The following is a 24814-nucleotide window of genomic DNA, read 5'->3' as shown; positions in this document are numbered from 1 at the left end:
CCCCTTGATAAGGGGGATACTCCTTAATAAGGGAGGTATCTGACAATTTTTAACACCCACCTACTTACTAAGGCAATACTCGCCTAGAAAATGATCACTTTCACCGCTCATATTGCTTTTGGCTGGTTATGGGGTCAGTTCTCAGGTATAATCTCTCTGTTTCTATACTAAGCGAATATCCCGCCTCTAGAAGTTAATTTTTGCTACGATTTGTGGCGGTTATCTTCATAGTGAGGTGGTAAGTTTTCTTTTTCGGGAGTCGCTGGTCGGTGGTCGCTACTAGAAAAGCTAGGTTTATCGGTGAAAAACTATCGATAAGCTTCCCTGTTTTATTCCATAAAATTAAAAATAATGGCGGACATTGGTTAAATCAATTATCTTTTTTGAGCTATATTCAGGCTGTATAAATTGATTAGTAACTACAGTATTAAGTTTTATGAAGGGAGGGAATGATCCAGAATCGCGACTATAATGAGTAAACAGATCATTCCTGTGTCGGCTAGAGCGAGAAAATATGTCTGCCACTGAATACGAAGCAATTATCGGTTTAGAAACCCACTGTCAACTCAACACCAAAAGCAAGATATTTTGTTCCTGTCCTACCAACTTCGATAGTCCCCCCAATACTAACGTCTGTCCCGTCTGTTTGGGTTATCCGGGGGTATTACCCGTCCTTAACCAAGAAGTCCTGGCCAGTGCTGTTAAACTGGGATTAGCTATCGATGGTAAAATCACACCTCATAGCAAATTCGATCGCAAACAGTATTTTTATCCCGACCTGCCGAAAAATTATCAAATTTCCCAGTATGATCTCCCTATTGTCGAACAGGGTCAACTAGAAATCGAGATCGTCGATAAAAAAACTAAGGAAGTTAGCCGCAAAATTATCGGCATTACCCGTCTGCACATGGAAGAAGACGCGGGAAAACTGGTTCATGCTGGCAGCGAACGTCTCTCCGGTTCCACCCATTCCCTCGTGGATTTTAATCGTACAGGTGTACCATTATTGGAAATTGTCTCAGAACCGGATTTACGCACCGGCACCGAAGCGGCGGAATATGCCCAAGAATTACGGCGTTTAGTGCGTTATCTCGGCATCAGTGACGGTAATATGCAGGAAGGTTCCCTGCGCTGCGATGTCAATATTTCCGTTCGCAAAAAAGGCACTAAAAAGTTCGGGACTAAGGTAGAAATCAAAAATATGAACTCCTTTAGTGCTATCCAAAAAGCCATAGAATACGAGATCGATCGACAAATTGAAGCGATCAAAAATGGCGAACTGATCGTACAGGAAACCCGTCTTTGGGAAGAAGCTACTCAACGGACGATTAGTATGCGGAAAAAAGAAGGTTCTAGCGATTATCGCTATTTTCCCGAACCGGATTTACCCCCCCTAGAAGTCTCCCCCGAACAGTTAAAAGCTTGGGCGGAAGAATTACCGGAATTACCCGCTCGTAAACGTCGTCGTTATGAAGAAGAATTTGGTCTTTCCGCCTACGATGCCAGGGTTTTAACCGATGATCGCACCGTGGCTGAATATTTTGAAACTGCGGTAATTGCCGGGGCAAATGCGAAATTAGTCGCTAACTGGATCAGTCAAGATATCGCCGCTTATTTGAATAATAATAAGCTGACGATCACAGAAATTGCCCTGCAAGCACCAGACTTAGCGGAATTAGTTAAACTGATTGAAACGGGAACAATTAGTGGCAAAATTGCTAAGGAAATTTTACCGGAACTTCTCACCCAGGGCGGTTCACCAAAAACACTGGTGGAAAAGAAAGGATTAATACAAATTTCTGACAGTTCTGCGATCGAAAAACTGATCGAGGAAATTATCGCCTCCCATCCAAGCGAGTTAGAAAAATTCCGGGCGGGTAAAACCAATCTTAAGGGATTTTTTGTCGGTCAAGTCATGAAAAAAAGCGGCGGTAAAGCCGATCCTAAATTAACTAGCCAAATCTTAGATCAAAAACTTTCTGGTTAGTTATATTCAGTGATCAGTAATCAGTAAACAGTAATCAGTGGGGAGCTTTTTTTCAGTGTTGCCAAAGGCACGGCGTAGCCGTCCAGTAAACAGTAATCATTGAACTTAAAACTCAAATCTGATAACTGATAACTGATAACTGATAACTGGTAACTGATAACTGATAACTGATAACTGATAACTGATAACTGATAACTGATAACTGATAACTGATAACTGATAACTGATAACTGATAACTGATAACTGGTAACTGATAACTGGTAACTGATAACTGGTAACTGATAACTGATAACTGATAACTGATAACTGATAACTGATAACTGAAAATGACCTCGCAATTAAAGCCTAATGGCCCGAAAATTCTCGCTGTTGTCAACGGTAAAGGTGGTGTGGGTAAAACCACCACTGCGGTTAATTTAGCGGCAATTTGGGGGCAGAATCAGCGTGTTTTGCTGGTGGATGCGGATCCGCAGGGTTCCTCCACTTGGTGGGTAGAAAGAAATCAAGCGGGTATGGTATTTGATTTAGCCAAGCAAATTAATACAGAGAAATTAGGAGAATTGCGTCAAATTATCGAGTACGATCTGATCGTGATTGACACACCACCAGCTTTGCGTTCCGAATTACTTACCGCAGTCATAGCAGAATCAGATTATTTAATTTTACCGACTCCTCCCGCACCGATGGATTTAATGGCTTTAATTGACACGGTACGCACGGCAGTTAAACCCCTAGGAATTGCCTATCGGGTTTTATTAACAAAAGTGGATTCCCGTAGTCTTAAGGAAACTTTAGAAGCACAAAATACTTTATTAGAATTAGGTATTCCCGCCTGTCATGCTTTTGTCAGAAATTATAAGGCCCACGAAAAAGCCGTTTTAGACGGGGTTGCTATTACCAATTGGCGCGGTAAAAATGCCCAAGAAGCCAGCGCTGATTATCGTCGTGTAGCCGAAGAATTAGAACGAGATTGGTAGATTTATGGACAGGTTTTCTAAGGACAATATTTTTGCAGTAAAGAAATCACTAAATCCAGACCATCGGGCTGAACTTGAACAGTATAGGCTTCGGCTTCAATTTGTCTGCTAAAACCCTCATAATGCATAAAAAATCTTCTGGTCATTGCCGGTGGTTCTATGGCTAAATTAAGAGCTTTAACTGTTTTGCCTCCATGACAAAGTTGAGCGGCATGGACAGCTTCATGAATTAATGTTGGTCGGGCAATACCTAAGTCAAAAACTAGGGGATGAATCCAAATAATTCTAGTTTTACTATCAAATAAACCGTAGGCTCCTCGCACTGGTGGTGGGGCAAGTTTGACGATAAAATTGTGTTTTTCTAGAGCTTTTTGCAGCAGTAAAAAATCAGGATTCGCTGCAGATAAATTTTCTCCTCCAGCTAATTGCATCCCTAGAAAAACAGCAGCGATTGTGTAATAAATGCCCATCGGGTGATAGTTCCTATTAAAGAAAAATCAAAATTAGCAGGAGGTTATTCATTGATGAATCGAACCATCGGGGAGAATTGTTCCCGTTAAAATTGCTCCAGTTAATTTCACCATAATACGCTTACCAAAGCCAATTTTTGCCCCGCGTAAATCTGCCGCCGACAGATCTGCCCCACTTAAATCCGCTCCGATGAGATTGGCTTCCTGTAAATTTGCGCCTTTAAGGTTAGCTTCGAGGAGATTGGCGCGAAAAAGATTAGCTTTGTACAGATTAGCCTTTTCTAGGTTAACTTTGTGCAGGAAGCTATCGCTTAAGTCGGCATGGCTTAAATCTGCCCCGATGAGACTGCGACTAGAGAAATCTTTTTCCTTCAGGTTAGCTCCCTGTAAATCGGCTCCGTTTAAATCCCGATAGTGAGGGCGCCAGGCGGCATGATTGTGGACCTGATGGTTATTCTGGGAGTGGCTGTGTTGACTGTGGGTTTGTTGACTGTGGGTTTGTTGACTATGGGTTTTATGACTGTGGGTTTGGGAATTTTGGCTGGGTTGGCTAGGGTGAGGCTGATAGGGGGACGCAGTTTTATAGGCGTGGGCGGGCTGTTTTTCAGTTTTAGGGGGGGAATTGGAGCGTTTAGGAGAATTTTGATGAATTTGCCGTAACTGTTCCCTAGCGTGGTTAATTTCTTGCAGTTTAGCGGTGGCTTTTTCCAAAAGACGCTGATTATCTTTGGGAATGCGATCGGGATGCCAAATAAACACCAAATCTTTGTAGGCTTGATTGATCTCGTCGAGAGATGCCCCATGATCTAACCCTAAAACTTTATAGTATCGCTCCAATTCTTTCATTATCGAAGTCCTAGTACAAGGATAAAAGCATTAACGGCCACAATTTCTCTGAGTCTTGTCGGATTTTCTAGGAGAGGATTTCTTTTAGGATAATTTGACTCTGGGAGAGTTGCCATAAAATTTGAGAAAATGTCTGGTAATTAAAAAAATCTCGTTTTTCTATCCTGTTTTGATGCGTAACTGTATAGCACATAACAGCAAAATTAGCAAATTTTTGATACAGAACTTGATTTGTGCTGTTAGGGAAGTGGGGAAGTGGGGAAGTGGGGAAGTGGGGAAGTGGGGAAGTGGGGAAGTGGGGAAGTGGGGAACTGGGGAAATTGAACTAAAACCCCAAAACCCCAAGACTCCAAAACCCCAAGACCTAAAACCTATCTCCTGCCGACCGCCTCCCGACTGCTGTATGATAAAACTTGTCCCGATAGGATAAATCAAGGTCGTGAAATTTGGTCAGTGGTTGGGGTTTATCTGTTTAATAATGGCTCTCTATGTATTGTGGCAGATTCGACAGCTGTTATTATTGATTTTTATGGCGATCGTGTTTACCGTAGCCTTAAATAGATGTGTTAAAGGATTGCAGAGATTGGGGATTAAAAGGGGTTTGGCTATTTTAATCACCCTGCTGACGAGTCTAGGAATTGTGATTTTATTTTTTATAATTATTGTTCCCCCCTTTATCGAACAGTTTCAAAAATTAATTGAACTTTTACCGCAAGCTTGGGATTTAGTCCGCAATAACTCGATTCAATGGCGACAACAATTTCAATTTGATTGGTTGCCATCGCTGCCTAATTTAACTGATTTATTCCAGCAGTTACAACCTTTAGGAACCTTTGTTTTTAGTAACTTTTTTACCTTCTTTTCTAACTCAGTTGCGGCAATTTTGCAATTATTATTCGTGCTGGTGTTAGCAATGATGATGTTAGCCAACCCCCAACCCTATCGACAAGCTTTCTTAAAATTATTTCCTAACTTCTATCGTCGTCGTGCCGAGGAAATTCTGACCCTATCGGAAGCGGGTTTGGGTAATTGGTTGTTGGGAATTGCCATTAGTTCAACTATGGTAGGGTTATTAAGTGGGTTCGGTCTTTTCGTTCTACAAATTAATCTAGTTCTCGTTCATGCTATCCTAGCAGGATTGCTCAATTTTATCCCTAATATCGGACCGACTGCTAGTGTGATTTTTCCCATTCTAATTGCTGTTATCGATGCACCTTGGAAAATTGTCGCTATTCTGATTCTCTATTTTATTATCCAAAATGTCGAAAGTTATTGGCTGACACCCACTGTCATGGCTAAACAGGTATCTTTACTACCGGCAATTACCCTAATTGCTCAAATTTTCTTTGCTCAAATGTTTGGCATCTTAGGTTTATTATTGGCTTTACCTTTGACAGTGGTAGTAAAAACATGGTTAGATGAATTATTATTCAAAGACATTTTAGATCAATGGGATAAAGTCCATAACAAATCTTAAATAATCTCGGCAAAAGTCATGAAATTAATCATTCTTACTCTCGTTATTTTATCTAATATTTTTGCTGCTCTCCCAGCTAAGTCGGAAACGGTTCTAGAAAAAATTAAACGCACGGGATTATTAGAAGTAGCGATGAGAGAAGATGCCATTCCTTTTGGCTATCGAGATAGTAATAATAATTTGCAGGGATTATGCTTAGATTTTATCCAATTGCTCAGAGGGGAACTAAAGCACAAATTAAACCTCCAGATCATCAGTGTCAAAATTTATAAATCCACTTTATTTAATCGCTTCCAGTTATTGGAAAATAAAACCGTTGATTTCGAGTGTGGTCCCAATAGTATCAGAAAAAATATACCTGATGGTGTCAGTTTTTCTCGTCCTTTTTTTGTGACGGGAACTCAGTTTTTAGTTCGGAGTGATAATCAGAAAAATTTTAACTTTTCTTCGTCCTTAGAAGGTATAAGTATTGGAGTTTTGCGAGATACCACCACTCAAGAATTATTAAGACAAAAATATCCTCTTGCTACCTATCAGGAATTTCAAGGAGTGACGGGAAGACTGCGAGGTATCCAAAGTTTAAGAAGGAATAGAATAGATGCTTTTGCTAGTGATGGGATTCTGCTAATTGGAGAAGCTGTCATTCTCGGTTTATCCCTAGGAAAAGATTATCAACTTATCCCCGCAATCCTTTAAATTGTGATTATTATGGTTTTATTCTTCCCGCTAATGATCCCCAATGGCAAGAGTTTATTAATGGGGTTATCGTCACCAGTGAGAACAGAAATATTTTTAAAGCATGGTTTACTGAAGTTGCTTCCTATTTTAGAGATACCTGGCAATATTGTCGTAATAATCCCGAAAAATCCCAGTAAAACTTAACGATTATGCACAAAAAAAATGATTTATTTTGGTTAATTGGTTGCGCTACAATAATCCTGTTTATTTGCAGTGCTGTCAGACATATTTTATTTCAATCTAATGCTCTCGATCTTGGTTGGTTTGATCAAGGAGTTTACCTAATTTCTCAAGGTAAACCACCGATTATATCTTTTGTTGGCTACCATATTTTAGGCGATCATATCGCTTTTATTCTCTATCCTATAGCCTTACTTTATAAAATTTATCCTAGCGTTTATTGGCTGCTTTTCTTACAAGCTTTTTCCCTTTCTCTTGGTGCTTTTCCCCTCTGGCAATTGGCAATACAAGCGGGATTAAAAGAAAAACAAGCTTATACATTAGCCTTAGTTTATCTGCTCTATCCCCTAATTTTTAATGTTAATCTCTTTGATTTTCATCCAGAAGTTATAGCAGTTCCAGCCATTTTTTGGACAATTTTGGCTGCAAGATTAAATAATCTCTGGGGATTTTGTCTAGGAATCATTATTATTCTCGGTTGTAAAGCAATTCTCTCTTTAACATTGTTGGGAATGGGTATCTGGTTACTTCTCTGGGAAAAGAAAAAAATCCCCGGAATAATTGCCATGATTACTGGCATTCTTTGGTTTATTATCACCACGAAGTTATTAATTCCCCTCCTGACAGGAAAATCGGCAGTTATTGAAATGGCTGATTCTCGATATAGTTATCTAGGAGATAGTTTGCCAGCAATTATCTTTAATCTTTTCCTCAAACCCGATCTTGTCTTAGGAAAAATCTTTACTGGCAACAATCTAGAATACCTCATCCTATTAATTATTCCCTTAGTTTGGGGTTTATCCTGGCGCTATTCTGCCCCAATAATTGCTGCTATTCCCGCACTCGCTTTAAATTTATTAGCAGATCATGCCCCACAAAAAAACTTAACCACTCAATATTCCCTGCCAATTTTGCCCTTTTTATTTCTAGCGGTTATCGCCACTTTAGCCCATAATAGCAGCTGGTTGAAGCAGCCTAAATGGATAATTACTTGGGCAATTATTGCCTTTTTTGCCTTAGCTAAATACGGCTATTTTTGGTCACTGTATTTAAATTCCCTCGATACTTGGTCCGCCACCCAAAAAGCTCTAACCCAAATTACCACCAGTGAGAGTGTCTTGACTACTTCTAGAATTGCCCCCCATCTTACCCATCGAGAAATGATCAAATTAGCGATCGAAGGTTCCCAATCCCTAGATTTAAATCAATTTAATTATATCCTACTCGATCGCCGTCATCCCGGTTGGTCTAGTTCACCAGAACTAATTGATGATCACTTAAATAAACTGCATCAAAATGAGAACTTTCAGTTAATCCTTAATCAGGATGATGTGTTTTTATATCGGGCCTTGACAACCCCTCAAGAAACAAAATAATTTTTCGTTCTACCGATTTCAATAAATTTTCTTTATCGATGGGAAACCAGACAATATCAGCATCGGCACGAAACCAAGTGCGCTGACGTTTAGCAAATTGACGGGTGTGGAGGATAATTAAATCGATCGCCTGTTCTAAAGAAATTTCCCCGAGCAGATATTGCTTAATCTCTGCATAACCCAAAGTCTGCAAAAGTGGCAAATCCCAACCGTATTTATCCCCCAAATTCTGCACCTCTGCTACTAATCCCCTGGCGATCATTTGATCAGTACGAACAGTGATCCGCTTGCCTAAACTTTCTGGGGAACAATCTAAACCAATTTGTAAAATCGGATAAGTGGGAGGATTTTCTCCCTGCTGACTAGAGATAGGTTTTCCTGTCAGATAAAAAACCTCTAAAGCGCGTAAAGTCCTGACCTGATCATGGGGATGAATTTTTTTAGCAGCCTCCTCATCTACCTGCGTCAGAATTTGATAAAGATAGGATTGCCCTAAAGCTTGTAATTGCTGTCTTAAATCCGCTTGAGGAGAAACCCTCGGTATTTTTAAACCTTTGACAATGGACTTGATATAAAGTCCCGTACCACCGACCAAAAACAGAGGAGAATAGTGGAGATTGCTGATTAAATCCTCAGCTTGTTCTTGGTACTGTGCTAGGGTAAAATTATCTTGAGGATCACAAATATCAATTAGATAATGGGGAATCCGCTGACATTCTTCTAAGCTAGGTTTAGCGGTACCAATATTAAATTCTCGATAGATTTGTCGGGAATCGGCACTGAGAATTACTGAATTAAACTTTTCGGCCAATTGTAGGGCTAAACTGGATTTTCCCGTGGCAGTTGCCCCACAAATAACAATTAAAATAGGTAAAGAGGAAGTAGTCATCAATGCTACATGACAGTAATCAGTAATCAGTGAACAGTAATCAGTAATCAGTGAACAGTAATCAGTAATCAGTGAACAGTGAAAAGACAGGACTGTTAAGCTAAGTGGGTGGGTGGAATTAAATATAAGATCAACGTAGGTTGGGTTGAAGCATGAAACCCAACGTCCGCTCATGTTGCGCTACCGCTAACCCATCCTACAAATAATTGTGCCTCCCTACTTAAGACGCATTTAAACTGGGTATTGTGAAGCTGATTAACAGGGGTACATCCCACATTAATTATCAGTGACTCTTAAATTATTACAGATATATCAGCAGCTATCTGTAAGCATCCCACCGAAAAACTAATGCGCTTCGGGGTTTGGGTAGGGTTGATTCATGAATCAACCCTACCTTGAATCAACCCTACCTTGAATCAACTTTAGGAGAAAGTTTCCGCTTAAAAATCCCAAATTACATGAGTAGAAAACGGGTTTCTCCGAGAAACCCGTTTTCTCTGTGTGGGATTGACAAAAATTGAGATACACCCGATTAACAGCTTAAGTTTGTCATTAATTTTCATTTAACAAAAAAAACAGCACCCATCAGGATGCTGTTTGTCAAGAAAATGTTACAAAACTTAAGCTAAAGCCGCCATTTTCACATCGTTATGAGCGAGGATATTTTGTAACTCCTCCGCGTCCACGGTTTCTTTTTCCACTAACATTTGCGCTAACTGGTCTAAGATGGCGCGGTTATTGACTAAAACCTCTTTAGCGCGACGATAGGCCTGTTCTACTAGGTTACGCACTTCCTCGTCAATAGCTGCCGCAGTTTCATCGGAGAAATCTCGATCGGAAGCGATATCACGACCTAGGAAAACATTACCATTTTGACGACCTAAGGCCACCGGTCCTAGGCGATCGCTCATGCCGAAACGAGTGACCATTTGCCGCGCTACTCGTGCCACCTGTTGCAGGTCATTAGAAGCACCCGTAGTCACTTCCTCCTCACCGAAGATAATTTCTTCAGCTAAACGACCCCCCAAAGCTACAGCCATCTGATTTTGCAGATAAGCGCGAGAATATAACCCGGATTCCATGCGATCCTCGCTAGGAGTGAACCAAGTTAAACCCCCAGCGCGACCGCGAGGAATAATACTAATTTTCTGGACGGGATCGTAATCCGGCATCAAAGCACCCACCAAAGCGTGACCAGCTTCATGGTAAGCAACTAAGGTTTTGCGTTTTTCACTCATGACGCGATTTTTCTTCTCAGGACCTGCTAGGACACGATCGATCGCATCGTTGATCTCATCCATGGAAATCTCGGTTAAATTGCGACGTGCCGCTAAAATTGCGGCTTCGTTGAGCAAATTAGCTAGATCGGCACCGGTAAAACCGGGGGTACGACGAGCGATTTTATCGAGATCCACGTCTTGGGCCAAAGTTTTGCCTCTGGAGTGGACATTAAGGATTTCCTTACGGCCAGCGTAATCGGGACGATCCACCACCACTTGGCGATCGAAACGACCCGGACGTAATAAAGCGGCATCCAGCACATCAGGACGGTTAGTGGCGGCGATAATGATAATACCTGTATTACCTTCAAAACCGTCCATTTCCGTTAATAATTGGTTGAGGGTTTGTTCCCGTTCATCGTTACCACCCCCTAAACCGGCGCCCCGTTGACGACCGACAGCATCAATCTCATCGATAAAGACGATACAAGGTGCATTCGCTTTCGCTTGTTCAAATAGGTCGCGGACGCGAGAAGCACCCACCCCGACGAACATTTCCACAAATTCCGAACCGGAAATGCTAAAAAACGGGACTCCTGCTTCCCCAGCTACTGCGCGAGCGAGTAGGGTTTTACCTGTCCCCGGAGGACCGACTAAAAGGACTCCTTTGGGGATTTTTGCCCCAATTGCCGTGAAGCGATCGGCATTTTTGAGGAAGTCCACCACTTCGTTTAATTCTAATTTTGCCCCTTCAATCCCGGCCACATCACCGAAAGTAACCTGGGTTTGGGGTTCCATCTGTACTCTTGCTTTCGATTTGCCGAAGTTCATCGCTTGGGAACCGGGACCACTTTGGGCGCGACGGAGCAAGAAAAATAGACCAACAAGAAGCAATATAGGGAAAAATAGGCTACTGAAGGCTCTTACCCATACTCCTTCTTCTCTTTGGGGCAGTACGGAAATATCAACGTTATTTTCTGCCAAGATGTTGATTAATTGCGGATCGTTGGGCAGGTTAACTAATACATTTGCTCCATCTTGGGTGGGTACGATCGCTCGTTGCCGGTCAGCACTTAAGCGCACGGTTTCCACTTTACCTTCCCGTACTTCCTGTAAAAATTCACTATACTTCCAAGTCTGTTGCACTGCTGGCTGGCGATCGAAGAAAGCTGAGGCCAAGGCAAGGACTACGATTAACAATAGGGCATATAGTCCCGCATTGCGCCATTTTTTGTTATTACCGTTTTTGTTCACGCTGTCGAACTCCTGATAAATTGAGGATGATCTTATCGGTTGTTAAGGGGTTGTTAATTTATGTTAACGTTTCTCAGGAACAGTGGACAGGTTTTTTTTTAATATGCCCGTTCTGGTCCGCCATGGGGGTTAGCTGTTGGGGGTGGGGGAGTATGTGAATGTGACTCTCCTAGACCGAGTATGATCAATTTGTAACAAAATGCCAAAATACTGCATAAAAGCTGCAAGTGGAACGATAGAGAGTTTAGTTGACCTCCACGGGGACTAGCTAGATGAAAAAACGAGAGACTTTGCTGGAGAAGTTTTGTTGCTTTTTAGTTTTGCAGCAAAATAGGACACAATGGAATTGCGATCGGCGTTTGCGTCGTAACATGGAAAGCTATGGCCCAATCGATCCTAATGTCGAGTCCGAGGAATATTGGTCTCTATTCTTTCACCAACAGTACCAGAATCACGGTTCCAAAAATCATCTTTTTCGTGGGCATTTATACGCTTATTTGCAGGAACCTTGCTACTGGGCAGCTGCCGAAATCTATCAAAAATATCAAGCTAAACTGGATTATCAGATCGAAGACTACTTTAACGAAGGAATTCTTGATTTTGAGGCTATCTTAGCTGACTTTAAGCCTTTATTCTCCACTCGCTTCGATAATTTTGCCACCCAGAGGATTAAATATCGCTTAATCGATCGCATCCGTCAGATTAGTCAAGCATTCGGCCATAATACTTGGAGCCTACTACTTAATTCTACCGGAGCGCGTCTCAGCCAAGCTCTCCTGGCGAGGGGATTAGTGGGAGAAACTCTCGAAAATTACCTTTTAGCTTGGGATTACTATAAAGAAATTTATGCCCAGGCAAAAATAAAAACCGATGGTAAAATTCAGGAACCTAGTCCAGAAATCTGGCAAAAAATCGCCGCTGCCTATAACTCGGATAGCCACTCTACCATCAAAATCAATTCTGGGACAATTACCCGATGGTTACAGGATGCAGGACAAGCTATTTTTGATTATTTATTTCCCCAAGGAAAAACAATTTCCCTACAGCAACCTTTCGGGGGTGAGGAAAGTACCACGAGGGAAGAAATGATCGAAGATACTGACCATGATACCCCTTGGCAGCAATTAGAAGCGGCGGAAAATTTTCGCGAGTCGCAACAAAACCACCAAAAAATTCTAGCTTGGTTAGGGGCAGAAATTTCACAGATTTGTCAGCAGCCGCAACAGGCAAAACTGCATCCGCAAATTCAGTTAATTCTAGAGATGACTTATGGGTTAGGGTTGGGACAAGTGGCAATTGCCGCTAAGATTACAGAAATCACCACGGTAGTTATCAAACAATATCAGGTTTCTAGGGAACTGGATAAAGTTTATCGTCACCTCGCTAAAAAGTTTTTACCCTGGGCCAGCGAAAACCTGCATATTCCTTCCCAGTCTCACGATAGAGAAGTTATTAGTAAGGCAATAGAACCATGGCTAACATACTACTATCAAACCAGCGCAACAACTCAGGAGGATTAATTATGGTTAATGATTGGTTAGAACTAACTCCTGATAGCATTTGGCTAGAAATACCCGCAGATGTTCAAGAGATAAGTTGGGCAAAAAGTGCCAGTTTTACTGATGCCAGTATTCGTCAGAGATTTTATGTTAATTATCTTTGTCAACAAGTTATTTTTAACTATCTACAGTCAGGGATGCCTGGGGTTAGCTTAGTAGAAAATCAAGAGGATTTCTGGCAACTAGGAGTTAATGGTTTTACCGTTAAATTAGGCGAAAAGTCAGTAATAGTTATTGCCAGCGAAACTCTGGATCTAGAAGCGATCGAAATTCCTCAAGAATGGGTAGATATTCCTCAATTAATTGGTGATTATTATCTAGCGGTACAGGTAAACACTGCCGAAAGTTATCTGAGAATTTGGGGTTCTACTACCCATAAAGATATTAAAGAAAAAGGACAATATATTAAGCGTAATCTTAACTACTCTCTACCGAGAAATCAACTGCAATCAGGATCAGATTCTTTAGATTTATGGGGAGAGTGTCAATTACAACCAGTGAAGATTGAACAGGAAAAGATGGAAGAAAAACTATCTTTAGATAGATTGACAACCTTACTAGACATCTTAGCTAATCCTCAGTTAATCTTTCCCAGAAAAGCTATTGCTTTTCAAGAATGGGCAGCAGTTATCGTCAATAGTAACTGGAGAAAAATTTTAATTACCCGTCGGCAAAAATCTCCCGTCAAGTTAACCAATTGGTTTACTGATAATTTCCCCATTGATTGGCAAAGTATCCTCAATTTTAGCTCACTGTCACTGGTTCCAGCTTTCAAAAATACAGAAATTAAACGCATCAAAGATTTAGGAGTAGAATTACTGGGAAATCCCCTCGCTTTGATGATTACTATCGCTAAAACTCAAGAAATATTTAGCCTGCAAGCGACTGTTTACCCCACCGGAGAAACAAGCACTTTACCCCCCCATTTAAAATTAAGTATTCTCACCGAAACTGGCCAGGTTTTTCGAGAAGTAATTGCCACAGATAACGATGAATTTATTCGTTATCGATTTGATGCTGAATTGGGGGATAAATTCTTCATTGAAGTGGCTTTAGAATCGGCAAGAGTAACCGAATATTTACAAGTATAAGCGAGGAAAAACTTCATGATTAAACTCTTAACTCTCGAACTAGATGGCACATTTGATCGGGGATTTAAAGTAAAATTAGAAATTCGTCCCGATCTTAATTCTCGTCCCCAAACTGTGATCAAAGCAAGGCTACCAGCTAATTTAGAGTTATTAACTCTTTACCGTCAATGGCAACGTCACTATAGTGAATTAGAGGGATTTTTTAAAGTCTTAAAAGATAGCAATCCCCAACAAATTACCAATAGTTCTCAGCAGAGTTTAGTCTTTAAAAACTGCCAAGAAAAAGCCAAATTATTTGAGGATAACTTAAACAGATGGTTGAATAATAGCCCAGAATTTGAACCGATAAAAACCGCAATTCTGCGCTCTGGTAATAACTTTCGTATCTGGGTACAAACCGATAATATTTGGCTGCAAAGATTCCCCTGGGAAAAATGGGAAATTCTCCAAAATACCGGCGCAGATATAGCCATTATTGTCTCAGAATACGATACCTTAGCCAGACAATTAAAAAATCATGAAAAAATTCGGATTTTAGCCATTTTAGGCTATGCCACCGACTTAAAATTTCTCGAAGAAGATCGCAAAACCTTAGACGATATTGCGGGAAAAGCAGGAGCCGAAATTATCTGGGAAAAAGCTCCCCACCCGCAAAAATTAAATCAGTTATTGCGTCAAGAAACTTGGAATATCCTCTTTTTTAGCGGTCATAGTGCCAGTACAGAAGATGGACAAGATTGCGAAATTCAACTAACAGAAACTCATAAATTAAAGATAGCTGATTTTAGCTTTTCCCTGGGAGAAGCCACTAAAAACGGGTTAAAATTAGCGATATTTAACTCCTGTGATGGTATCGGTTTGGCACAACAACTATCCCGGGAAAAAGGGATGGCATTACCCCATCTAATCTTTATGCGCGAGAAATTACCCGATCCTGTTTCTCCCAAATTTCTGCAATACTTTTTAACCGCTTTTACCAATAATAAATCTCTCTATAGCGCCGTACATGAAGCCCAAAAAAATCTGCACGATGACTGGGAAAAAGACTATCCCTGTGCCAGTTGGCTGCCCGTAGTTTGCCCCAATCCCACCGAAGAACCCCCCACTTGGCATAGTTTTAGTAACTCCCCTCAAAAACAACAAAATTGGCGACGATTTGCTCTAACTTTCGGTTTAGGTTTAGCCGTAACGATGACAGTCTTGGCAATAAGAGAAACAGGAATTTTAGAACCATTAGAATTAAATATTTATGATCGTCTGATGCAACTAAAACCCAAAGATAAACCCGATGAAAGATTATTAATTGTTACCATCGATCGCCAAGATTGGGCCTATCAAGATCGCATGGGTATGAAAAGACCAACAATACCAGGAAGCGATCGAAAACGTTCCCTCGCAGGAGAAGCATTATCGCAGCTTTTAAATAAATTACTGCCCTACGAACCGCAAATTATCGCCTTAGATATCCTCCGTCCCATCGCTGCCAGTCAAGATTATCCACCCCTAGCCAAACAATTACAAAATACTCCTAATTTTATCTCGATTTGTAAGTTTAATAATTACCCGCAACCGGACGGATTTCCCCCACCCCCGGAACTGCCAAAAAATCAGAGTGGTTTTAGTAACATAGTCCCAGACGAAACCATTGCCGGAGTTCCCCGAATTCGTCGTTTTTTATATCAGGCAAAACTCGATCGCACCTCTCCCTGTCTTCCCCCGGATTCTTTGGCCAAAGTTGACTCAATGTCCTGTAATTTTAAAGATTATGCTCCTAGTTTTAGTCTCCTAATTGCCAAACGATATCTAGAATCCCAGAATCAAGATTTTGACTGCAATAAACTGGAGCGGGGAATTCTAGAAATTAATATCGGGGATACTCATCTCGGTGACTGGCTACAATCCAACCGCGGCCCCTACAGAACCAGTCAATCCGATACCCGATCCGGCCGTCAAGTTATGCTCGCTTACCGTCGAATCGCCGATAATGGCAGCGATGCAATCACAAAAATTGCCCCGAAAAAATCTCTCCAACAGGTTTTAGATCCGCGTTTTAATCCTGAATCGGTCCGGGGAAAAATTGTCCTGATTGGAGTAACAGAACCCGGGATCGATGATTTTTTAACCCCCTTTAGTCGCAACCCATCGGAAGCAATTCCGGGGGTTTATTTGCACGCGCACGCAGTCAGTCAAATTCTCGATACAATGACAGGAAAACGTACCTCGATCGCTTTCTGGAATCCCCTACAGGAGGCTTTCTGGGTGCTGGGTTGGTCTCTGGTGGGGGGATTGTTAACGTGGCGTTTTCTTCGGGTAAAAACGGTACTTTTGACAGTGGCGATCGCTATGATTTCCCTCACCGGTATCGGTTGGCTTCTCTTTAGTTATTTCGGTCTCTGGGTTCCGATTATCCCCCCAGCGATCGCACTTCTCACCACCTCCGGTATCTTCTTTTTTCTTCGTTCTTACTACTTAAAATAGCAAGGTAAGGCTTGCTGAAAAAGTACGGGCGAAGCATTCGGATAGAAAATCTCCGGTTTCACCGATAGGTTATTGCCCGAATGCTTCGCCCCTACAGGACCCGGGCCGATGAAGACGCAAGGTTTTGAAGCACGATTCTCTCAAAATCTTGCACCTGTTTCACGAGAAAAACGACAAAACTCTTACCTTGCCTACATTTCACATTTATTCAGCAAACCCTAGGTAACAGCCATGATCAAACCTTCGATCGCCCTCATCCTTCTTTTCTCCCTACTGCCTCAACCCGGGTTAACCCTTATCACCCCGGCTGCCGGAAATATTTCTAATCATCCCATTCTGACGGCACAGGGCGATCGGGAGCTTACCGAGGAGCAATTCCTACAACGAGTCACCGTTCGGATTACTAGCGAGACAAATCGGGGATCGGGGACGATTATTGCTAAAAAAGGCGATAATTACCTTGTCCTAACCAACGCCCACGTTACCCGCAACACGAAAACCCTACAGGTACAAACTTACGACGGCCACAGCCGTGCAGCCCGCATTGTCCCCAATTCCCTATCGGAGAATCAAGATCTCGCTCTGCTGGAGTTTAGCGATACCCGGGAATATTCGATCGCCACCATCGCGGAGTTTACCATCAATCAAAACAGGATCGGTTTAGAAGTGGTGGCCGCGGGATATGTTGCCGAAACGGGTCAGTATCGGACGACAAAGGGAACCCTCGAACAGGTGAGCGATCGACCCCTCCGGGATGGCTACAGCGTCGGTTATAGTGGCGATATCGTGCAGGGAATGAGTGGCGGCGGCATTTTTGTCGAGGGGGAGTTAATCGGCATTAACGGGCGATCGGCCCATCCGATTCTCTCTAACTACATCTACGAAGACGGTACAAAACAACCCACAGACGCAGAAATCCAACAGATGAGAGCGGTTAACTGGGGCATTCTCCTTCATACCCTATTAACCTACATCCGGCCCGAAATCCTCAGCGCCTATAACCTGCCCCTACCGCCGGTGAACCCCGATATAGAAACCACCGCCCCTACTCGCTATATCGCCGAATTAGAAGCGAAAGCGAAGGGTTTCACCGTCCGGATTGATAGTACGAGCGGTGGAAACGGTAGCGGTGTCATTATCGCTAAAAAAGGGAATATTTACACGGTTTTAACCGCAGACCATGTCTTCTGCGAAAAAATCAAAGGCACCACCAGATGTGCTGATTACACCTACACCGTCGTCACCAGCGACGGCAAAACTCGAAACATCGAGAAAAGCACCATCATCCGGCAGGAAGGGGTAGATTTAGCAGTTTTTCAGTTTGAAAGCCTGGACAATTATCCCGTTGCGGAAATAGCGAATTATAACCCAAATAGCGGTGATTTTGTTTTTGCGGCAGGCTTCCCCAAAATTGGACAAAATCCCTCGAAATGGTTGTTTAGTGGCGGTAGAATTCACGATAAAGAACAGGGATTACTACAAACCCGCCAAAGTCCTTTAAGCACTCAACAAGGGGGAACATTACAAAGTGTTGCTTCTTTAACCGGAGGCTATGAATTAGTTTATACCAGCATCACATTTGGGGGCATGAGTGGCGGTGCAGTCTTAGACTCCCAGGGGAGAGTAATAGGGATTCATGGAAGTTCGGAAACAGCAGGGGTAGGGAAAATTCAGCTAGGGTTTAGTTTAGGGATTCCCATTAGCACTTTTATCGGATTGCAAGAAAGATTGAAGGTAAAACCGCAATTATTAACCACTGCTCAACCCCAAGTTAGTCCGCAACAAAAACAAGAAATTAGTCAAGCGATTACTGGTGTTATTGTCCCTAATACCAATGCGAAGGCGGATATTTGGATAGAAAGGGGAGGACAATTATGGCGGTTACGGAGGTATGAGGAAGCAATTAAGGCGTTTGATGAAGCGATTAAGCAAAATGACCCCAAGAATGTCTATTTAGCTTGGTATGGGAAGGGATTAGCGTTATTTGGTTTAGATAAAGATCAACCAGCCATAGAAGCTTTGCAACAAGCGATTAATACCTTACCTAAAGGGGAAGATTTAAAGAACTTTCACAGTAGTATTTTACAACAGCAAAGTGTAGTTTATCGCTCTTTAGAAAATTATGAGCAAGCCTTAACGGTGATTAATCAGGCGATTTCTCTGTTTCCCAATAATCCTAAATCTTATATCATAAAATGGGTAGTATTATATGAGTTAAAACGTTATGATGAGGGATTAGACACAATTACTCAGGCAATTGATCTCGCTCCTCGTGCTTTTTGGTATGCGATTCGTGGGAGTAACTATTACTTGCAAAAAAAATACGAATTAGCTTTAGCTGACTTCAACAAAGCTATGAAACTTAATCCTAATTATGCTATGGCTTACTCTGGTCGGGGGGAGCTTTACTATTACCAAAAAAAATACGATTTAGCATTAGCTGACTTCAACAAAGCTATTGAACTTGATTCTAAGTTAGCTATAACTTACAACAATCGGGGGAATCTTTACTATTACCAACAAAAATACGAATTAGCTTTAGCTGACTGGAACAAAGCTATTGAACTTGATTCTAAGTTAGCTATGGCTTACAGCAATCGGGGGAATATTTACAATGACCAACAAAAATACGAATTAGCTTTAGCTGACTGGAACAAAGCTATTGAACTTGATTCTAAGTTAGCTGAGGCTTACAACAATCGTGGACGTTTTTACTATAACCAACAAAAATACGAATTAGCTTTAGCTGACTTCAACAAAGCTATTGAACTTGATTCTAAGTTAGCTGGGGCTTACAGCAATCGGGGGGGCATTTACTATAACCAACAAAAATACGAATTAGCTTTAGCTGACTTCAACAAAGCTATTGAACTTGATTCTAAGTTAGCTATGGCTTACAACAATCGGGGGGGTATTTACTATTACCAACAAAAAGACGAATTAGCATTAGCTGACTTCAACAAAGCTATTGAACTTGATTCTAAGTTAGCTATAGCTTACTACAATCGGGGGAGTCTTTACTATCTCCAACAAAAATACGAATTAGCCCTCTCTGACTACAACAAAGCTATTAAAATTAACAAAAATGCTTGGTTTGCTATGATGGGCATCGGCTTAGTTAAGTATGAACAAGGGTCAATAAGTGAAGCAATTAAACAATGGGAAAAAGCACTAATAATTAACAATCAATCAGCCGAAATTCAATTAGCTTTAGCCGTTGCTTTTTATCATCAAGGCGAAAAAGATAAAGCATTAAAACTCGCTGAAAGTGCTTTAAGTATTAATTCTCAACTTGCCAATATTGATTTCCTCAAAAAGATTTTACGGACAAACAAAATTTTTGCTGATGTTCAAAAATTATTAGCACATCCTGAACTAAAAAATTATGTTAATCAGTAGTTCCCTAGCTTGGTTTGAGGGAATAAATATGTTGAAAAAAACCTCTCAATTCTCAGGAAAAGCGAAACCCAACACCCAAAACCTAAATCTGTCTGAATCTTTTTTTTGGGTTTCCTTGGCTCAACCCAATCGACGATAATTGCTATGATTACTATAATCCGTAGTCGTGGTGTTTTATATGCCCAATTAAAACAAACCGAAAAAGCAAAAATTGACCTAGAACAAGCAGCTATATTATTCCTCCAACAGGATAATATGGCAACTTATGAACAAGTGATGCAGATTTTACAACAATTAGGGGGGTGAAATAGAAATCATCAATTATGGAAAGTCGAGAAATTATCAAAAAACTGAAGGATGAGGGATGGTATCAAGTAGGTACAACAGGAAGTCATCATCATTTTAAACATCCCCATAAAAAAGGGAAAGTGACTGTTCCTCACCCTAAAAAGGATATTCCCCTTAAAACCCTAATCAGTATCGAAAAACAAGCCGGTATTAAATTACGATAAAGGAGAAATGAATGATTACTTATTTAGCCACCGTTCATAAAGATAACCATAGTGATTATGGGGTACAATTTTATGACTTTCCGGGTTGTATTAGTGCAGGAGAAACCATCGAAGAAGCGAAAAAAATGGCAACTGAAGCCTTAAAAGGTCATATTTCCTTTATGTTGGCAGATGGGGACGAAATTCCCACCCCTAGCACCCTCGAAACCATTTTAACCGACGCGGATCATCAAGATGCGATCGCTTTTCTGCTCATTGAGGTATCAGAAGCTATTTTAAACCATCAGGAATTGTGTGTAAAAAACTAGGTGCAGTCCCTAGCTTGGTTTGAGGGAATAAATATGTTAAAGAAAACCTCTCAATTCTCAGGAAAAGCGAAACCCAACAGCCAAAATCTAAATCTGTCTGAATCTTTTTGTTGGGTTTACTTGGGTCAACCCAATCGACGATAATTGCTATGATTACTATAGGATTTAAAAAAGTAAGTTGAGGTAAACTATGAAAACTCTATCATTTAAAGACATCCAATTTATTATCGAAGCTCTCGAATCCCTTCTCAAAAATTATAGTGACCGTATTCAACAAATAGAAGCTCTCGAAAACTATGAAGATGAAATTTCAGACTTAAGTAATGATTCTCTATTTTTACAAGAATTAATTACTGACTTACAAAATCAACAAACACAAGAATTGGCTCTACTTGTGCCGGAATTTGATTTGCAAAAAATGACTTTACAAACATTAATTAAACAAGGAAAAAACCTGTCAATTGAGGAAAAATTAATCTTATTGGAATCTCTAACTTCATCAATCCGCGAAGAATATAATCTAATGCGAACCTGAAATGAGAAATCAATGATTACTTAGGGACTTGCGCTTTGATAATGTACCTTTTGGGCGAACGCAGTTCGCCCCTACATTGTGGACAAAATCGGTTACTGTAGGGGCGCAAAGCTTGCGCCCTCCGATCAATTGGGATATTATTCGCACGCAAGTCCCTTATTTAGCCATCGTTCATAAGGTCAGTAGTCGTGGTCTTTTATATGCCAAATTAAAACAAACCGAAAAAGGCAAAATTGATCGACAACAAGCCGCTATATTATTCCGCCAACAGAATAATATGGCAACTTATGAAAAGGTGATGCAACTTTTACGCAAATTAGGGCAATAAGTGGGGGGGTGAGTTATCAGTATTTAGTTTTTTCTAGTCTAGTCTGTTAATTGTTCATTAAAAACCTTCGGGAGGGATGTTATTTTATGACCTTAAAACAACTCATACAAGACAAACGAGAGGATATCCTAAAAATTGCCACCAAACATGGTGCTTTTAATGTGCGTGTATTTGGTTCCGTTGCTAGAGGTGAGGAAACCGAAAATAGTGATATTGATTTTTTAATTGATTATGATTTAGCTAAAACGTCCCCTTGGTTTCCCGGTGGATTATTAGTTGATTTAGAGGCTCTCTTAGGGTGTAAAGTGGATGTAGTAACTGAAAAAAGCCTTCATCATCTAATTAAACAGCGAATCTTAAAGGAGGCAATTAAGTTATGAATGAAGATCAAGTTTATCTTGAATACATTTTAGACTGTATTGATAAAATTAAGGACTATTCCCAAGGAGGAAAACAGGAGTTTTTTGCTAATTCAATGATCAGCGATGCTATCATTAGACGCTTACAAACTTTGGCAGAATCAACTCAACGGCTTTCGGAGGAATTAAAGGTCAATATTCCCGATGTTGACTGGCGTAATATTTCTGGTTTTAGGAATATTTTAGTACATGATTATTTAGGGGGAATTGACCTTAATACAGTTTGGGAGGTGGTAGAAAATTATTTGGATGATTTGAAAGAACAGATTTTAAGATATCTAGAATCAGTTTCTTAGGTTGGGTTGAGCGAATAAATATGTTAAAGAAAACCTCTCAATTCTCAGGAAAAGCGCAACCCAACACCCAACACCTAAATCTGTCTGAATCTTTTTTTTGGGTTTCCTTGGGTCAACCCAATCGACGATAATTGCTATGATTACTAGGTTCGGTAGAGCCGATTTTTTTTAAGCATTTAACATTTAAGCACCCAATCTTCCTTCTAAAATGCCAATGATGGACAAATCCTCATCTAAGGTTTCCCAATGTAATCCCGTGCCATCACAAATTAACTCAACCTCTGCTAATTGTTCAAAGGTTGCTTTTGATAAGCGTTTATTTTTATAAGCAGGAAAACGAATTTCTCTATCGTCTTCTAAACGAATACAAATCCATTTATCTTCAACCCAAACTTTTTGAGCTTTTACTATGCTTTCATGTACCAAATACATCGTGCCATTTCCTCCGTATTATTTCTATATTTTCTGTAATGATAACTTCAGCCCGAACAATTTCTTTGGTTTTTAGACCTTTAGCATAATCCAATTCTAGCGGCTCTAGCCAAAATTTAGCATATCCGCCGCCCCGTCGAACGTGAACGTGCATGGGTTCATTGCCTTCATTGGCATAGAAAAAGAAAACATAGCCTTCCAGTCTGAAAATTTCTGGCATGAGGTTAAAGCTTATTTTGCCGGATTTCGCCAAGCATGAAATGTAACGCACCATCAATTTTATAATATTCGGTGGGTTATGCTACAGTGCTTGTCATCTTGGTGCGATCACTGTTTTAGAGAACGAAAAGCGATCGCATCCTTTCCTAGGTTGGGTCATCGGAGCGAAACCCAACACCCAAAATCTAAATCCGTCTGAATCTTTTTGTTGGGTTTCCTTGGGTGTATTGTTGGGTTTCCTTTTTGTTGGGTTTCCTTGGGTCTATTGTTGGGGTTCCTTACGTCTATCGGCTAGACAAGGAAAAAGCGATCGAGGATTTCCGACAAGCCGCCGAACTGTTCCGCCAGCAAGGGAACGCGCCAGCACGCGAAAAAGCCCTGCAATTCCTACGGCAATTAGGCGCGGTCTAGATACTCGATCGATTTTGAATCTCACCCCGAAAAAAGCGATCGATCTTACAGCAAGATTTCTAGCGCTAGGGTGAACCCCGGAACCACATCCTCCCCGCTTAAAATCGCGTTCTCGGGATAACAGGTAATCGTCCCGTCCTGACGGTAGACGAAAGCCTGTTTATTGTGGCGATCGATCAACCATCCTAACTTCACCCCGTTCTCCCGATACTCCTCCATTTTCCGCTTTAACTTGGATAAACTATCGGTTTTAGAACGGATCTCGATCACGAAATCCGGCGCGAGATCGAGAAATTCATCCTCCCTTTCCTGCCAACCGGACGGTAAACGTTCTCTCGCCACGAAAGCCACATCGGGAGAGCGTACCGCGCTATTGGCCAGTTTAAAACCGCCGCTAGAACTAAATACCTCTCCTAACCCGTTCTGTTCGACCCAGTAGAGCAGGCGAGCGCCGGCTTTCAGTTCTCGATTCGCTGAAATACTTCCGATCGGGGCCATAGTGACTAACGTTCCATCTGCATTGCGTTCAAAGCCTAATTCCGGGTTCTGACAACTGAGGCGAATTAATTCCGCATCGGTAATCGTCGGGGATTTGCTTACCATATTGCATCGAAAAAAACAAGTATTTTTCACTAAATGATAACAAAGCGATGCCGATTGCCGCGCTTTTTCCTTTTGTACCCGAAAGGAAAAAAAATTGATCGCCCTATCCTGCATATTCCCAAAAAAGCAACCGATGAATTAGGTAGAAGCTCAAATCACCCTCACCGAGGAACTACCCATGAAATCCTTTGCCCTTCTCACCACCGTCAGTCTAATCGGCCTCTCCACCCTCGCGACTGTTCGCCCCGTCATCGCCCTAGAGAGCCGACAACCAGCCGAAACCCTGATCGCTCAAACGAACTACAAAGAAGCGATCGCCCACTTTAACCGGGGAATTAACTACATCCAACAGGAAAAATATGATCTCGCCGTCGCTCAATTCACCAGAGCGATCGAACTCGATCCGGACTATGCCGAAGCTTACCTCGGTCGGGGCATGATTTACACGATTCGCGAACAATGGCGACCGGCGTTTCAAGACCTGAACACCGCGATCCGACTAAACCCCCGCGCTGCCTACGCTTACCATTTCCGCGGATACGTCCATCTCGCATTTAACCAGAGACAAAATGCGATCGCCGATCTAACAACGGCCGCCGAATTATTTCGCCAGCAGGGAAACACAGAAATGTACAACAGCGCCATAGAAGCACTACGGCAGATAGGTGCGTAAGTTGCAAGGGAGAGCGATCGCTCTCCCCCTCTAAACTTTTGTGAAAAAAGCAACCTGAGGACTTAAAACTTGATCGCATAATTGGGAAAAAACCAACGATAACATCCTTGCAAGTATCCCTCGACTAAAGAGGAGC

At 41.4% G+C, this 24814-nt stretch carries 25 protein-coding genes and 1 pseudogene; 18 read left to right on the top strand and 8 right to left on the bottom strand.

What is annotated here, in order from left to right:
• Positions 1 to 514 precede the first annotated feature (514 nt).
• The gene (gene gatB, locus VL20_RS04995; protein ID WP_052275787.1) at positions 515 to 1987 is read left to right on the top strand and encodes an Asp-tRNA(Asn)/Glu-tRNA(Gln) amidotransferase subunit GatB; all 1473 of its coding nucleotides are present in this window, start codon (positions 515 to 517) and stop codon (positions 1985 to 1987) included.
• Positions 1988 to 2099: 112 nt separating this feature from the next.
• On the opposite strand, the gene VL20_RS31000 is transcribed toward gatB, so the two are convergent.
• Positions 2100 to 2285 (bottom strand): hypothetical protein, encoded by a 186-nt coding sequence (locus VL20_RS31000; protein WP_369800469.1) that lies wholly within the window; start codon positions 2283 to 2285, stop codon positions 2100 to 2102.
• 29 nt (positions 2286 to 2314) lie between these two features.
• On the opposite strand from VL20_RS31000, the gene VL20_RS04985 reads away from it, so the two are divergent.
• The gene (locus tag VL20_RS04985) at positions 2315 to 2965 is read left to right on the top strand and encodes a ParA family protein (protein ID WP_052275786.1); all 651 of its coding nucleotides are present in this window, start codon (positions 2315 to 2317) and stop codon (positions 2963 to 2965) included.
• Positions 2966 to 2982: 17 nt separating this feature from the next.
• On the opposite strand, the gene VL20_RS04980 is transcribed toward VL20_RS04985, so the two are convergent.
• Together VL20_RS04980 and VL20_RS04975 are read right to left on the bottom strand one after the other, a co-directional pair.
• Positions 2983 to 3435: a hypothetical protein gene (locus VL20_RS04980; RefSeq protein WP_052275785.1), complete on the bottom strand. Its 453-nt coding sequence runs from the start codon at positions 3433 to 3435 to the stop codon at positions 2983 to 2985.
• A gap of 48 nt (positions 3436 to 3483) precedes the next feature.
• Complete coding sequence (locus VL20_RS04975; protein ID WP_052275784.1) at positions 3484 to 4281, bottom strand: pentapeptide repeat-containing protein; 798 nt, start codon at positions 4279 to 4281, stop codon at positions 3484 to 3486.
• Positions 4282 to 4495: 214 nt separating this feature from the next.
• On the opposite strand from VL20_RS04975, the gene VL20_RS04970 reads away from it, so the two are divergent.
• From VL20_RS04970 to VL20_RS04955, 4 genes and pseudogenes are all read left to right on the top strand, one after another.
• Positions 4496 to 4711, top strand: coding sequence for a hypothetical protein (locus VL20_RS04970; RefSeq protein ID WP_369800440.1), 216 nt, complete (start codon positions 4496 to 4498; stop codon positions 4709 to 4711).
• A 9-nt stretch (positions 4712 to 4720) separates the two neighbouring features.
• Positions 4721 to 5758 (top strand): AI-2E family transporter, encoded by a 1038-nt coding sequence (locus VL20_RS04965; protein ID WP_052275783.1) that lies wholly within the window; start codon positions 4721 to 4723, stop codon positions 5756 to 5758.
• A gap of 18 nt (positions 5759 to 5776) precedes the next feature.
• Positions 5777 to 6633: pseudogene (locus VL20_RS04960) on the top strand (amino acid ABC transporter substrate-binding protein).
• A gap of 12 nt (positions 6634 to 6645) precedes the next feature.
• Positions 6646 to 8052 (top strand): DUF2079 domain-containing protein, encoded by a 1407-nt coding sequence (locus VL20_RS04955; RefSeq protein ID WP_052275782.1) that lies wholly within the window; start codon positions 6646 to 6648, stop codon positions 8050 to 8052.
• Here the strand turns inward: VL20_RS04955 and miaA are convergent.
• Entirely contained in the window at positions 7994 to 8941 is a 948-nt protein-coding gene (gene miaA / locus VL20_RS04950; protein ID WP_052275781.1) for a tRNA (adenosine(37)-N6)-dimethylallyltransferase MiaA, read from the bottom strand. The two genes, VL20_RS04955 and miaA, sit on opposite strands and share 59 nt — an antisense overlap.
• 620 nt (positions 8942 to 9561) lie before the next feature.
• Positions 9562 to 11415 (bottom strand): ATP-dependent zinc metalloprotease FtsH3, encoded by a 1854-nt coding sequence (ftsH3, locus tag VL20_RS04945; RefSeq protein ID WP_052275780.1) that lies wholly within the window; start codon positions 11413 to 11415, stop codon positions 9562 to 9564.
• A gap of 272 nt (positions 11416 to 11687) precedes the next feature.
• Between ftsH3 and VL20_RS04940 the strand changes: the two genes are divergently transcribed.
• The 11 genes from VL20_RS04940 (at position 11688) to VL20_RS04895 (ending at position 22340) form a co-directional block, all read left to right on the top strand.
• Positions 11688 to 12935, top strand: a complete 1248-nt coding sequence (locus VL20_RS04940; protein ID WP_052275779.1) for a sigma-70 family RNA polymerase sigma factor — start codon at positions 11688 to 11690, stop codon at positions 12933 to 12935.
• Positions 12936 to 12937: 2 nt separating this feature from the next.
• Complete coding sequence (locus tag VL20_RS04935) at positions 12938 to 14065, top strand: DUF1822 family protein (protein WP_052275778.1); 1128 nt, start codon at positions 12938 to 12940, stop codon at positions 14063 to 14065.
• 15 nt (positions 14066 to 14080) lie between these two features.
• Positions 14081 to 16543 carry a CHASE2 domain-containing protein gene (locus VL20_RS04930; protein WP_052275777.1) on the top strand — a complete coding sequence of 821 codons (2463 nt, stop codon included), beginning with the start codon at positions 14081 to 14083 and terminating at the stop codon, positions 16541 to 16543.
• A 231-nt stretch (positions 16544 to 16774) separates the two neighbouring features.
• Complete coding sequence (locus tag VL20_RS04925) at positions 16775 to 19942, top strand: serine protease (RefSeq protein ID WP_052275776.1); 3168 nt, start codon at positions 16775 to 16777, stop codon at positions 19940 to 19942.
• 144 nt (positions 19943 to 20086) lie between these two features.
• A complete protein-coding gene (locus VL20_RS31570) occupies positions 20087 to 20248 on the top strand; it encodes a hypothetical protein (RefSeq protein WP_167341532.1) in 162 nt (53 codons plus the stop codon).
• 17 nt (positions 20249 to 20265) lie between these two features.
• Complete coding sequence (locus tag VL20_RS04920; protein ID WP_002768607.1) at positions 20266 to 20454, top strand: type II toxin-antitoxin system HicA family toxin; 189 nt, start codon at positions 20266 to 20268, stop codon at positions 20452 to 20454.
• An 11-nt stretch (positions 20455 to 20465) separates the two neighbouring features.
• Complete coding sequence (locus tag VL20_RS04915; protein WP_002763050.1) at positions 20466 to 20762, top strand: type II toxin-antitoxin system HicB family antitoxin; 297 nt, start codon at positions 20466 to 20468, stop codon at positions 20760 to 20762.
• Positions 20763 to 20952: 190 nt separating this feature from the next.
• On the top strand, positions 20953 to 21297 hold the full coding sequence (locus tag VL20_RS04910; RefSeq protein WP_052275775.1) for a hypothetical protein: 345 nt from the start codon (positions 20953 to 20955) through the stop codon (positions 21295 to 21297).
• Between the two features lie 76 nt (positions 21298 to 21373).
• The gene (locus tag VL20_RS04905) at positions 21374 to 21625 is read left to right on the top strand and encodes a hypothetical protein (RefSeq protein ID WP_128575139.1); all 252 of its coding nucleotides are present in this window, start codon (positions 21374 to 21376) and stop codon (positions 21623 to 21625) included.
• 86 nt (positions 21626 to 21711) lie between these two features.
• Complete coding sequence (locus tag VL20_RS04900) at positions 21712 to 22005, top strand: nucleotidyltransferase family protein (RefSeq protein ID WP_002763046.1); 294 nt, start codon at positions 21712 to 21714, stop codon at positions 22003 to 22005.
• Positions 22002 to 22340 (top strand): HepT-like ribonuclease domain-containing protein, encoded by a 339-nt coding sequence (locus VL20_RS04895; RefSeq protein WP_046662410.1) that lies wholly within the window; start codon positions 22002 to 22004, stop codon positions 22338 to 22340. The genes VL20_RS04900 and VL20_RS04895 overlap by 4 nt, the downstream gene beginning before the upstream one ends.
• A gap of 183 nt (positions 22341 to 22523) precedes the next feature.
• On the opposite strand, the gene VL20_RS04890 is transcribed toward VL20_RS04895, so the two are convergent.
• The 3 genes from VL20_RS04890 to VL20_RS04880 all read right to left on the bottom strand — a co-directional run bounded on the left by VL20_RS04890 (position 22524) and on the right by VL20_RS04880 (position 24005).
• Positions 22524 to 22772, bottom strand: coding sequence for a DUF2442 domain-containing protein (locus VL20_RS04890; protein WP_002785172.1), 249 nt, complete (start codon positions 22770 to 22772; stop codon positions 22524 to 22526).
• Positions 22756 to 23046: a DUF4160 domain-containing protein gene (locus tag VL20_RS04885; protein ID WP_002797746.1), complete on the bottom strand. Its 291-nt coding sequence runs from the start codon at positions 23044 to 23046 to the stop codon at positions 22756 to 22758. The genes VL20_RS04890 and VL20_RS04885 overlap by 17 nt, the downstream gene beginning before the upstream one ends.
• Positions 23047 to 23447: 401 nt before the next feature.
• Positions 23448 to 24005 carry a Uma2 family endonuclease gene (locus tag VL20_RS04880; protein ID WP_052278386.1) on the bottom strand — a complete coding sequence of 186 codons (558 nt, stop codon included), beginning with the start codon at positions 24003 to 24005 and terminating at the stop codon, positions 23448 to 23450.
• 178 nt (positions 24006 to 24183) lie between these two features.
• On the opposite strand from VL20_RS04880, the gene VL20_RS04875 reads away from it, so the two are divergent.
• Positions 24184 to 24678, top strand: coding sequence for a tetratricopeptide repeat protein (locus tag VL20_RS04875; protein ID WP_052275774.1), 495 nt, complete (start codon positions 24184 to 24186; stop codon positions 24676 to 24678).
• Positions 24679 to 24814: the final 136 nt, after the last annotated feature.

The organism is Microcystis panniformis FACHB-1757 (genome assembly GCF_001264245.1).
GTDB lineage: Bacteria > Cyanobacteriota > Cyanobacteriia > Cyanobacteriales > Microcystaceae > Microcystis > Microcystis panniformis.
The sequence above is the reverse complement of the archived record's forward strand: the minus strand, read 5'-3'. Positions and strand labels throughout refer to the sequence as shown.